The sequence below is a fragment of the Paenibacillus glycinis genome, assembly GCF_009909185.1.
Taxonomy (GTDB): Bacteria; Bacillota; Bacilli; order Paenibacillales; family Paenibacillaceae; genus Paenibacillus_Z; species Paenibacillus_Z glycinis.
This window is the reverse complement of sequence record NZ_JAAAMV010000001.1, coordinates 1-12,269: the sequence shown is the minus strand read 5'-3', so window position 1 is coordinate 12,269 and position 12,269 is coordinate 1. Positions and strand designations below refer to the sequence as shown.

Sequence of the window (12,269 nt, the reverse complement as noted above, 5' to 3'; positions counted from 1 at the left end):
AGCATGAATGCGATTAAAAACAATTCAGGTCAGCGGTTGCTTGCCGGGGTAATGACGCTTCTCCTCTTATGGTCGGCGTTAGCGGCCTTATTCCCGGCCCGAATCCTCGCGGCATCGGAGGAAGAGCCCGCCCTTGCTTCGCTTTCCATAAGCTCGGGTTCGCTTTCCCCCGCCTTTCAATCTACGCATACGTCCTATGCCGCGAACGTGGCGGATTCGGTTAACGCGTTATCGCTTACTCCGACGGCGTCCGATTCGGAAGCGAGCATCTCGGTATCGATCAATGGCGATGCGGACATCCCGGTGGCAAGCGGGGCGGCAAGCCCTTCGCTGCCGCTCGAGATCGGCCGTAACGTCATCGCGGTTCGAGTAGAATCCGCGGACGGCCAGTCAAGAACCGACTATTCCATTGCATTGACCAAGACGGCAATCGTCCTGCAACAGGGCGCCGGTTACGCCGGGCAAAAAGACGCCCACGTCAGCGAGGGGAAACACGGAAGCAAAAATACCGGTGCTAACGAGGCCATAGAAGTCGGTTATTTCGATCCGTTAAAGACGGATCGCAAGTGGGGGCTTTTCCAATTCGACGTATCGTCGATTCCGCAAGGAGCGCTTGTGAAGGACGCGCGGCTGGAATTGAACCTGATTGATATGCGCGTCCGCAGCGGGGCGAAATACGACAAGACGTTGAACCTGTACAAAATTACGAGCGCGTGGGAAGAGGGAACGGGTGCCGGCTATGACGGGACGGCCGGAGCGCCGGGCGTCGTCTGGGGAACAAAGCCCGGCTTCGACGAAACCGCCGCACTGGACTCCAAGGTCGTCGGCACTACCCTGGGCACTTGGTACGATTGGGGGTTAACCGAGCTGGCTCAGAAATGGATCGATGGCAGCGAAGCGAACAACGGCGTCATTTTAAAGGAGATCGACAGTGCGAGCGATGGCGAAACGACGCCTTCGACGAAGGATTTTGCCTCGGCGCAGCAAAGCAATGCCAGTATCAGACCCAAATTGGCGCTCAATTACGAGATGCCGCTGACGGGCATCCGCATGGCAAGCGAGCCGGTCGAGCTCGTGGCCGGACAAGCGCCGGTCGAGCTTGCGGACTACGCCTTCCCGAGACCGCTTAACGCGCATCTGGACGAAGCGCTTGCATGGTCTTCGAGCGATGCGGCAGTCGCGACCGTGGACGCCGCCGGGACGGTGACGCCCGTCGGTCCGGGAACGGCGGAGATCCAAGTGACCGCGACGGGCAACGGCACCTCCTACTCCGATACGGTCCAAGTGACCGTAACCGAGCTGAATGTGCAAGGCGTCCTCTCCGGGCTTGAAGTGAAGGGCGCGGCGATCGTGCCCGGATTCAAATCCGAGGTGCACGAGTATACGCTCGAGGTGCCGCTGAACGCGAAAGAGGTCTATTTGACCCCGACGGCCTTCGAGCAGGATGCCGTCATTACGGTAACGGCCGATGGGGCGGAACCGCAGACGGTCGCAAGCGGCAGCTTGAGCCAAGCTGTTCCGCTGCAGCAGGACGCCACGCGTGTCGACGTGAAGGTCGAATCGCAACATGCCGACGAGCCCGGGAAGACCGGCGTGTATACCGTCTTGATCAAGCATAGGGAAACCGGCGGAACGGGCGATCAGATCATCCGCGACTTCCTGGATCCGAACGGTCGCGTGCTCGTCGTCGCCCACCGGGGGAATTGGCTGAACGGCATGCCGGAGAACGGGCTGAACTCCATCCGCGCGTCCATCGAAGAAGGCGTGGACATGGTCGAGCTGGACATTCGCACGACGAGCGACGGCGTTCCCGTCCTCATGCATGACGACAGCGTCAACCGGACGACGAACGGAAGCGGCAACGTGGGCAGCCTTACGCTGGCGCAGATCAAGCAGCTTTGCCTCCGCAACAGCAACGGCACGATCAGCAACCCCTGCGAGACCATTCCGACGCTGGAGGAAGCGATGACCGTCGCAAGAGGCCACATCATGGTCAACTTGGACATCAAAAACGCGAATTGGGACACGATGTGGGATATCCTGGTCCGCACCGACACGACGGATCACGCCTTGTACAAAACCGGCTCGGACAAATCTTCGACGGCAGCCTGGATGGCCAAATTCCATCAATCCGCCGTGCAGCCGCTGTTCATGCAGCTGACCTCCGATCCGGGTACGGCCCGCGATTTCATGAATCCGGCCACGACGCCGTTTACGGTCAATGCCTTCGAGATCAGCTTCAACGACGACAACGCTCCCATCGTGGATCCTGCTTTAATCAGCGAGCTTCGGGCGGCTGGCGCAAGAATATGGGTCAACACGATCTTTTCCGTACCGGGCTTGGTAGGCCGACATGGCGACTATGCGTTCCTCTCGGATCCGAATGCAGGGTATCCGTGGCTGTTGAACCGCGGAGTCAACATGATTCAAACGGATACGACGGCGCTCCTGCTTCATTATCTGGAGGCAAGGGAAGGCAATCCGCAGACCGGCGTCACGCAGACGACCGTCCTGCAGAATGGGGCAGGCGGTTATGCAGGGACATCGGACACGCAAATCGTGGAGCTCCCGGCCAATGACGCTAATAGTCACAACTTCGGCCATTACATGCAGTTGAAAGTCGGACCGCAGCAGCCCGTGCTGCCGATGATGAACGGCAACGTCAGCGGCAAAGTGGCCACGGTCTCCGCCACCGGCACGAGTCCCGATAAGGAAGGCAAAGACAATCTGATCGATTACGGGCTTGGGGCGAAATGGCTGGCGTTTCAAAATCAAGCCGTCGTAACGTTCGCCATGAAGGCACCCGTTGCCGTGAACGGCTATGCGCTCTCGTCCGCGAACGATACGCCGGCCAGGGATCCGAAGGACTGGACCTTCGAGGGGTCGAACGACGGTCAGCATTGGGATGTGCTGGACACAAGGACGGAACAGTCGTTCGCCGACCGTTTCACGACCAATTCCTACCGGAATATCGGAAACCAAACGGCCTATGCGATGTACAGATTCAATTTTACGGCCAACCATGGCGATGGTTATCTTCAGATCGCGGAAATCCAATTGTCCGACGGAAGCGCGGTCAAGCCGGATATGCCTGCGACCCAGGATCATCGGAACGGATTGATGCGATTCGATCTGTCGTCCATTCCGAAGGGCGCCAAAATCGTTTCGGCCAAGCTGGGCCTTTACATGCTCGAAGCAGGCATCGCGGACGAGACGCTTGTTCAAGGCATCTCGGTACATCGGGTAACGGAGAGCTGGAACGAGGGAGAGGGAACGGGAGATAACGGCAGCGCGGTTCCAAGCGGGAAGAACTGGACGACCTGGGAGACGCGCCCCACATATGATACCGTCCCGTCCGTCACGGCTTCGATCGACAAGCAGGCCTATCGTTGGAACGAGATCGACATGACGGGCCTTGCGAAGGGGTGGATGGAACAACCGGCATCCAATTTCGGCTTCCTGTTGGAAGGCAAGGACAAGGCCTACGCATTCGCTTCGTCCGATAACGTGCTGGAATGGCGGCCAAAGCTTGAACTCACTTATACGATTCCGGCAACGGGCGTCACGATTACGCCATCGGAGCTGACGCTGGAAGCCGGCGAGCAATCCAAGCTTTCGGCGAGCGTATTGCCGGACTACGCGCTGAACCGCGACGTCACCTGGAGCTCGAATAACGAAGCGGTGGCGACCATCGATAGCACGGGCACGGTGCATGCGATCAGCAAAGGCAGCGCCGTCATGACGGCAACGACCGTGGACGGCGGACATACCGCGTCCATGACGGTAACCGTCACTCGCCCCCAAGCGACGGGATCGCTGCAGGAGCTCCGGTTAAGCGCCGGCGAATTCACGACGCCGTTCCAACCGGAGACGACCACGTACGCCGCTGCCGTGCCGGAGACCTACAATCACCTGGCGATTACGCCGATCGCGGAAGACGAGGATGCCGTCATCGCGTTGTCGGTCAACGGAGAGACGCCGACGCAGATCGCGAGCGGTCAACAAAGCTCGTCTTTCCCGCTCGAAATCGGCGATAACCGCATTATCGTGACCGTGTCGATCGGCGGCACGATCATGAAGACGTATGACGTCACCGTGCCGAAGGCTGCCGTCGCGTTGCAGCAAGGCGTCGACGGCTACGCAGGCACGGCGGACACCCAGCTTTCCCAAGGAACGGGATCGACGGGCAACAAATACTATCAATACAATCTTGGCGGTCAGCATGGCATCGAGGTCGGCTATTACAATCAGAGCGCCAGCGACCAGAAGTACGGCCTGATTCGATTCGACAACCTGCCGATACCGGAAGGGGCGATCGTAAGCGAAGCTACCTTGAACCTCTACCATTACGCGCAACGCAGCACGAATCGCCCGTTCGACATTTTCGCGCACAGAGCCAATGCGCCTTGGACGGAAGGCTCCGGCGGCAGCGGCGATTCGAACGACGGCTCCCCGGGTCAGGCCGGCGAGGTGACGTGGGAGAATTACATTACGAACGGAACGGATCCGTTCGCGTCCGCTCCCAGCGCCACGGTGAACGTGAACGACGATCCGGCTTGGTACGCGTTCAATCTCTCGGGAGACGTCCAGCAATGGATCGATACGCCGGCTAACAACTATGGCGTCGTACTGAAGACGACCACTTATCAGGACGCGAGCAATCCCGAGATGACCGGGACGAAGCGATTCCGCACCAAAGATTACACGGATGTCTCGCAGCGGCCTTATTTGCGAATCGTGTATACGATGCCGATTCAGGCGATCACGCTGGACCGCTCCGAGCTCGATCTGCTGCTCGGCGGCAGCGGAAGCAAGCTTGTCGCGACGATCAAGCCGCTTAACGTGGCGGACCGCTCGGTGCGCTGGACGTCCAGCGACGAGAACGTCGCCGCGGTCGATGCCGACGGCAACGTTACGGCCGTAGGCGAAGGAACGGCCACGATTACGGCTGCCAACGCGGTCGGAGGAGAGGCGCACGCTTCCGTTCGCGTTCGCAAGTCGGGCGTATCCGCCGATTTGAATGGCCTGCAGCTGACGGCAGGCCAGTTATCGCCGGCTTTTGCGAAGGATCTTTACGAGTACAAGGTGCTCGTGCCGGCAGGCAGCGACGCGATTCAAGTCACGCCTGACGCGGTCGACGAACGCGCCTCGATCACGGTGCGTACCGGGGACGGCGAGCCGGTCGAGGTGAAGAGCGGAACCGCGAGCATGCCGATCGCCGCCGTCGACGGAACGACCATCGTCGTCGCGGTGACGTCGGAGGACGGCCAAGCGAAGCGCGAATACCGGATCGTCGTCGAACGAAGCGCGGCATTAACTGATATCGGCCTGTCCGCGGGAAGCTTGTCGCCGGCCTTTGCGCCGGACCGGCTTCAGTATACGGTCGAGGTGCCGAATAGCGTTACGGAGCTGAAGCTCCGTCCTGCGGCGCGGGATGCAAGCCTCTCGATCGTGATCGGCCTGCCGGATGGCGTGGAACGCACGGTGGCAAGCGGAGAGGAAAGCGAAGCGATCGCGCTTCAAACCGGCGTCAATCTGGTCACGCTGGAAGCAAGGGCTGCAGGAGTGGCGGATCGCACGATCTACACCATTGCGGTTCATCGTCAGGCGCCCGCAGATTCCGGCCACACGGTGGTGGTACAGCAGCCGGCTGCGCCGGCAGGCGAGACCAAGAAGCTGGGCGACGAATTGACGGTCGATATCCCGCAAGAGAATCAGGGGCTGGGACTGAAGCTTCGGAAGCTGGAAGCGGGAACCGATACGGCGCCGTACAAGTTAATAAGCCCCGTGTACGCGATCGAGACGGATTCGGGCCGGAAGCTGAGCAAGGCAATCACGCTTTCCATCCAGTTCGATGCGTCGTCGCTAGGCGGGGGAAGAGCCTCCGTCTTCCGGTTGGATGAAACCGGTCATCAATGGATCGAGCTCGGCGGCTATGTGAAGGATGGAACGATCACGGTCGCAACGCTGGAGATCGGCAAGTTTGCCGTTTATTCGGTGGACGGGGAGCAAAAGCCGGAGCTGCCGAATCCGACTTGGTCCGACGTAAACGGTCATTGGGCCGCGGCGGAAATCACGGAAGCCGTTAAACTGGGCATTTTGACCGGCTACCCGGACGGAAGCATGAAACCGGATGCCCAGCTTACGAGAGCCCAATTCTCCGCCATGCTCGTTCGCGCGCTCGGCTTAAGCGAGGCTCATGACCTGAGCGGCTTCGCGGACCGCAAGGATATCCCGGCATGGGCCGAGGAAAGCCTGGGGGCGGCCGTCGCGGCAGGCATCGTAACGGGCTACGAAGACGGTACGCTGCTTCCCAATAAAAGCATCGACCGCGCCGAGATGATCACGATGCTGGTACGCGCTTTCCAACTGGGCAAGAACGAACAAAGCCCAATCGTTTTCAAAGACGAAGACAAACTGCCCGATTGGTCGAAAGCCTCCATCCATTCGGCGGCAGGCTTAGGGATTATCGAAGGCTATCAAGGCGAGTTCCGGCCGGCTAATGGAGCGACCCGAGCAGAAGCCGTAACGGTTATTCTTCGCACCCTGTCGATTGCGAAATAACATGCAAGCACCGGCAGGCAAGCGGCCGGAGTAGGAAGCGTAAGTCATATCGTAGAGAGAAGACAGGGAAGAGGACGGCTTTATGCCGTTCTCTTCGTTTTATTTCACTCGTATTCCAACAAGTACTTCCCGATGGCTTCAAACGGGATGGATAAGAGGCGCATGGGGTTAAACAGGGGCGTCCTGCTTAACGCCACGACCGCGTACATCGCCACGGCTATGGACATTAATGCCATATAGGCGTAGGCTGCCGTCTTTTCTCGTTGAAGAAACAGCCTGCGGACTTGAAAAAACGTCACGGCAGCCGCGAGCAGGAATAACAGCAACACGGTTATCATCTGCATTATTCCACATCACCTTTGGTCTCTTTTCGGTGCAACGGCAACTTTACATACCCTGTGCCTATAACGGATGTTTTTGCTCGAACGGTTACTTCGACTTCGGGATAGACGTTCGCCCATGCAGCCGACAATCGTTTCCACTCCGAAGGATAAGCGGCATGCACGCTGCGTCCGAATCCGAAGACATCGGCCTTGTACAGCCGTTGGCTTTTCTTTACGGTCGCTGCGATGGATTGCGTAAGCTGCGACGAGAGAAGCGCATTCAAAAGCTTAACATTCGCAGGCTCGCTAAAATCAAGCTTCGTCCCGTTCTCGATGAGCTCGCATTCACTTTGGACAGACACGCCCATGGTGATCCGATTCCCTTTAACCAGCGGATGAAAACCGTGCTTGGACTTCAGGATTTGCACGCTGACGTTGCCGTTTCCTTGCGGAACGTAGACCGTAAGGAAAGAACCCGCCATGTTTTTCGTGGCCCAATTCATCGCGCGGGTTTCTTCGTCGTTAAAAAACCCGAGCAACTTTAATTCCTTGAAGACGCCGACTCCGTAAAGCTTGATATGCGGTTCTGCCCCGGTCGAAGACGCGGACGGGCCGGACGCTTGCTTTTGAATCACCTCGAATGCCCCCATCGTGGGCTCGATTCCCTCGGTGGCGGCCGTTGCATCGAAGTTCATGATCGTGGTTGCCCTGCCGGCCGGCTGCTTATGCAGGTTTTTGAATTGATCCGCCGGAATCGCTTCGAGCGCGACGGGATAATTAAGCAGCGATTCGGCAGCCGCTCCTTTGGCGACAAATACCATGTTTCTCATCCGCATGTCCATCTCGCGATGAAAGCTGTCGAAAACAGATTCTAGTCCATGTCGGGCCATGCGCTCGCCGATGATAATAACTCGCCGATGTGAGTAATACAGCTTCAGATGAATTTTTTCCTGCAGCCGTTGGCGCGAATCGGCCAGCGTTTTTCCTTCTGCGGCGATGACGAAAAAGGACTTTGCATCACTGCTGCTCCCGCTGGATTGCATGGGAGTCGGGATCACGATCTGGACGCTTTGCGTCAACGTTCCATCCTTGTTAAGATCAAGACCGCTTGCGGTAACGATCGCGAGATCCTTCACTTCCTTCCGATCCCAGCACCCGGTCATCATAAGCAAACACGCGATAACCGCGGCGGCGGCCGTATTTCTACGCTTCATGCAAAGCCCTCCGCCTTGAATAGGTCCAATCGACGACTAATAGCACGGTCGGTATTGCATTTGCGGCGACGAAACTCGCGACAGGGAACGTATAGACGTAGAACTGCAGAATGGCATCCATGCCGGGAGCATCCTTCATGATCCCTGTCGTTCCGGCGAATACGAGGAGAACCACGGGAAGCGTTATCGTTCGCTGATTCTTGACTCGGCTGATCCGGCTGACGCAGAGACACGCGACAAACAAAAACGTGGCTAATTTAATGAAACCCACGGAGACCCAGATCGGAAAGAAAACCGGATCGAGCCTTTCCAACATATCGCCCAAACTGATGTAGCGGATTAAAGCGGCGTAAGGAAACGGGAATTTCGTGACGAGCGGCCCTTCGGCAAGGGTGCATATCAGCACGGTTTTAAGCATGAACACGGTAATGATCAGCGTCGAATAGTACGATGCCTTGCGGGCTTGTCCCGGTTGATTCAGAAAAGGAATCAAGAACGCGATAAGAACGGTTTCGCCTAGCCAGCCGCTCGGGACGGAAGCCCCTCGCAGGATCGACGGCAGTCCCTTTTCCGCAACGGGTTGCAGGTACGTCACGTTCCAATCGCGAATCGATATCAATAAAATCATGGTCGCAATGACGATCATGATCGGAAAGATGATCTCGCCGCAACGACCGATCACGCCAATGCCGCACCATGCGGCGGTGCCGCAGACGGCGAGCAGCATAAGCAAGATGATGGCATGAGGAGTAAGCTGATGCGAGATCATGGCAATCAGATCGGCGAGCGCTTTTGAAATCACGGTCGCGTATACGAAGAGGAAGCACAAGTAGTAGGCTTCGACTAATGTGCTGACCCAGCTTCCCAATATGCTTCTGCTGTACTCGATGATCGTCATGTCGGGGTAACGACGGGCTAACGCCGTGCAAACCGCTATACACCAAAAGCTTGTAATCGGCGCGATCAACACGGATATCCATGCATCCTGCCCGGCAAATTGCGCAGGGAAGGCCGCGATATTGAAAATTTCCGTTCCCAGAACGGAGATGCTGATCATAATCACGAACTGCCATTGCGTGAGCTTCTCCGTCTTCATCGTCTGTGCCTCCGCATCTAATCGCCGCGATCGCCGGAATCCGGCCGCTGTCCCGGCGGAATCCTTAATCCGTTTTGTTCGGCGGCCGTTCTTGGCCGCAAATTCATGCCGAACCACGCTTTGCGAATGAACACGTCCTTTAATCCGTCCATCGAAAGCGGCGCTAACGGATAGAGGTAAGGAGTGCCGAAAGAACGCAGCGAAGCTAAATGGATGAGGATTCCAATGATGCCGATCATGAGTCCGAAGAAGCCCATAAAACCAGCCAGCAGCAGCAAGGGAAATCGTAATAAACGAAACGCCAGTCCGAAATTATAGCGAGGAATAATAAACGACGCGATCCCGGTCGTCGCCACCACGATGACCACCGGGGCCGAGATAAAGCCGGCCTGGACGGCGGCCTGTCCGATGACGATGCCGCCGACGATGGTGACTGCGGAACCGACGCCCTTCGGAAGACGCAACCCCGCTTCGCGTAAAGCTTCGAACGTTATTTCCATCAGCAGCGTTTCGATAATGGCGGGAAATGGAGACATTCGTTGCGATGAAGCAATGCTCAAGAGCAGACTCGTCGGCAGTGCAGGATGATCGTAACTGACCAGCGAGACATACAAGGAAGGCAGGAATAAGGAAACGGACGTAAATAAGATGCGGAGCCAACGGATGGGCGTTGCGGTTATCGATCGCTCGTAATAGTCTTCGCTTGCTTGCAGGCCTGTCCAAAAGGTCATCGGCAGCACCAAAGCGATAGGAGAACCGTCCGTGATGACGGCTACTTTCCCTTCCAGAAGACTCCCGATTACCACATCGGGCCGTTCAGTATTCTGAATCTGCGGAAATGGCGAGTAGGGGGTATCCGTAATAAGTTCTTCGATATAACCCGACTCCAACACCCCGTCGATTCGAATGCGCCGAAGCCGATGACGGACGTCATGGAGCAGTTCGTCTTTCGCGATATCCTTTATGTATGCGATCGCGATTTCCGTCTGCGAGAGCGTTCCGATCGATAACGTTTCAATTTTCAAACTGGCGCTTCGAAGTCTGACGCGCAATAAGCCGGTGTTGATTTGCAGGCATTCCACGAATCCCTCGCGAGGTCCGCGGATAACGGGCTCCGAAGCGGGTTCTTCAATGGCTCTTCTTTCCGTCCCTTGAACGGAAACCGCATGACCGTAATCCACGCCGTCAAAAAGGAAAACGACGTCTCCTCTCAAGATGCTATCGACGGCTTCGGAGAGGAAAGCGACCTTCTTTGTCATGCTGACAGGGATAAAGCTTGCTTGAACGGCTCGTTCCATGCCATCCGGCTTATCCAGGTCTCGCGAGCGGCTCGCGAACTGATTGAAAATCAGTTCGTCCAGATGTTTCGTATCGGGCAGGCCGGCGATGTAAATCGCGAGCATGTCGATCTGCCCGGGCGTTGAAGCGGAATGGATCACGACATCGGAACAAGCTTCGAATACGCTTTTTAGCATGCGTTCGTTTTTCGAGATATTCGGCTCTAACGGAATCCCGGTTACGTCAGGATCGGGTCCTGAAACCATTCCATGGAAGAGATGTTTTCGAAATCTCATGACCAGCGTCTCCTGAAAACATGTAGTTAATAACAAATAAATTATCCTAAATTATCCTTTTTATGCGGAAAATTAACGCTATATTTGGTCGTGTAATAAATAAATTTATGATAGTGTTGTATTTTTGTAATTTGTAATACAGAAATAATATAACTACAATATTAAAAGCTATTAAATATCAAGAAAATAAATGCGGAATTACCAGAGATACCCGTTCTGCACGGTCTGATTGCATTAGTATTGGTGAAAGCCTTGCTATAAATCTTTTTTTCCAGGAGGAGCATCATGAACAACAAAAAGACCATCGTATCATCCGTCGCCATACTTGCAGTTCTGCTGGCAGCGGCACTCACGGCTTATGCTTCCGGCAGCGAACCGGCAACGAAAGCCGCTGCCGATTTTAGCGTGGCAGAAGCCGAGAAAGCCAAGGCAGCTGCAGAATTGAAGCTGGCCGAGGCCGAGGCAGCCAAAGCCGCCGCGGAAATCAAAGTGGCCGAGGCCAAGTCGGCGAAAGCCGCCGCGGAAGTCAGCGTGTCGAAAGCGAAGGAAGCATCGGAGAAGGCCAGTCAAAATTCGTTGTACCAATACTCGACCATTAACGCTTTGATGCAAGGTCAATTCGATGGGGAAAAAACGCTTCGCGAAGTGGCGGAGCATGGGGATACGGGGCTTGGAACGTTTAACGGGGTAGATGGCGAGCTGACGCAGGTGAACGGTAAATTCTATCGTTTCGATAATGAAGGTCATTTCTATCAAGTAGACGAGAAGGAGAAAACGCCATTCGTATCGACAGTGAATTTCCAAACCGATAAAACGATCGAAGTGGGTCAAATCGATACTTTCGAGGGTCTGACGAAAATCCTTTCTACGGAAATAACCAAGAAAAACAACTTCTACGCGTTCAAGGTGCACGGGACGCTGAACTACCTGAAAGTCCGTTCCGAGCCCAAGCAGAACAAGCCGTATCCGACGCTTCCCAAAGTGCTGGAAAAGCAATCCGTCTGGGAGTATCAAAACGTAACCGGCACCTTGGTTGTGTTTTACACGCCTAACTATGCCGCCATGCTGAACGTTCCCGGATTCCACGCGCACTTCGTAAGCGACGATAAAAAAATCGGCGGACATGTTCTGAATCTGAAAATGGGTTCCGGTACCGCGCAAATCGATGCGATCGATAAGCTGCAAGTAGAGCTCCCGCAATCGCAAGAGTTTCATGATACCGACCTAACCCAAGTTAATCCGGCCGACGTTCACCAGGTCGAAACCGATCACTAGGTTCAACCGGCTGCGGAGTGCCGATGCAGAAGGATCGGTGGGGCTGATCGCAGCGGCGATATCGCCTGCACGTCAAGGTTAAAATACAGGAGGTTTCATCCATGGCAGTTACATTGTATTACGAGCAAGACGCAGACGAAAGCGTGCTGCAAGGCAAAACGATCGCAGTCATCGGTTACGGTTCCCAAGGTCACGCGCAAGCGCAAAACCTGCGCGACAGCGG

General features: G+C 56.1%; 6 protein-coding genes and 1 pseudogene. 3 read left to right on the top strand and 4 right to left on the bottom strand.

What is annotated here, in order from left to right; translation table 11 throughout:
- The first annotated feature begins 3 nt into the window (after window positions 1–3).
- On the top strand, window positions 4–6,564 hold the full coding sequence (locus GT019_RS00035; protein WP_161739948.1) for a DNRLRE domain-containing protein: 6,561 nt from the start codon (window positions 4–6) through the stop codon (window positions 6,562–6,564).
- A gap of 104 nt (window positions 6,565–6,668) precedes the next feature.
- On the opposite strand, the gene GT019_RS00030 is transcribed toward GT019_RS00035, so the two are convergent.
- Genes GT019_RS00030 through GT019_RS00015 form a run of 4 tightly spaced genes read right to left on the bottom strand, consistent with a single transcriptional unit; the run spans window position 6,669 to window position 10,807 of the window.
- Window positions 6,669–6,908, bottom strand: a complete 240-nt coding sequence (locus tag GT019_RS00030; protein WP_161739947.1) for a hypothetical protein — start codon at window positions 6,906–6,908, stop codon at window positions 6,669–6,671.
- Complete coding sequence (locus tag GT019_RS00025; protein ID WP_161739945.1) at window positions 6,908–8,101, bottom strand: Ger(x)C family spore germination protein; 1,194 nt, start codon at window positions 8,099–8,101, stop codon at window positions 6,908–6,910. The genes GT019_RS00030 and GT019_RS00025 overlap by 1 nt, the downstream gene beginning before the upstream one ends.
- The gene (locus GT019_RS00020; RefSeq protein ID WP_161739943.1) at window positions 8,091–9,197 is read right to left on the bottom strand and encodes a GerAB/ArcD/ProY family transporter; all 1,107 of its coding nucleotides are present in this window, start codon (window positions 9,195–9,197) and stop codon (window positions 8,091–8,093) included. The genes GT019_RS00025 and GT019_RS00020 overlap by 11 nt, the downstream gene beginning before the upstream one ends.
- Window positions 9,198–9,214: 17 nt before the next feature.
- On the bottom strand, window positions 9,215–10,807 hold the full coding sequence (locus tag GT019_RS00015; protein WP_235946585.1) for a spore germination protein: 1,593 nt from the start codon (window positions 10,805–10,807) through the stop codon (window positions 9,215–9,217).
- A gap of 249 nt (window positions 10,808–11,056) precedes the next feature.
- On the opposite strand from GT019_RS00015, the gene budA reads away from it, so the two are divergent.
- A complete protein-coding gene (gene budA, locus GT019_RS00010) occupies window positions 11,057–12,046 on the top strand; it encodes an acetolactate decarboxylase (RefSeq protein WP_161739940.1) in 990 nt (329 codons plus the stop codon).
- 101 nt (window positions 12,047–12,147) lie between these two features.
- Window positions 12,148–12,269: pseudogene (locus GT019_RS00005) on the top strand (ketol-acid reductoisomerase); the annotation flags it as partial.

Coding starts and splice junctions, on each gene's coding strand:
- GT019_RS00030 (WP_161739947.1), bottom strand. CDS start 6,908: ATGCAGATGATAACCGTGTTGCTGTTATTCCTGCTCGCGGCTGCCGTG.
- budA (WP_161739940.1), top strand. CDS start 11,057: ATGAACAACAAAAAGACCATCGTATCATCCGTCGCCATACTTGCAGTT.
- GT019_RS00020 (WP_161739943.1), bottom strand. CDS start 9,197: ATGAAGACGGAGAAGCTCACGCAATGGCAGTTCGTGATTATGATCAGC.
- GT019_RS00025 (WP_161739945.1), bottom strand. CDS start 8,101: ATGAAGCGTAGAAATACGGCCGCCGCCGCGGTTATCGCGTGTTTGCTT.
- GT019_RS00035 (WP_161739948.1), top strand. CDS start 4: ATGAATGCGATTAAAAACAATTCAGGTCAGCGGTTGCTTGCCGGGGTA.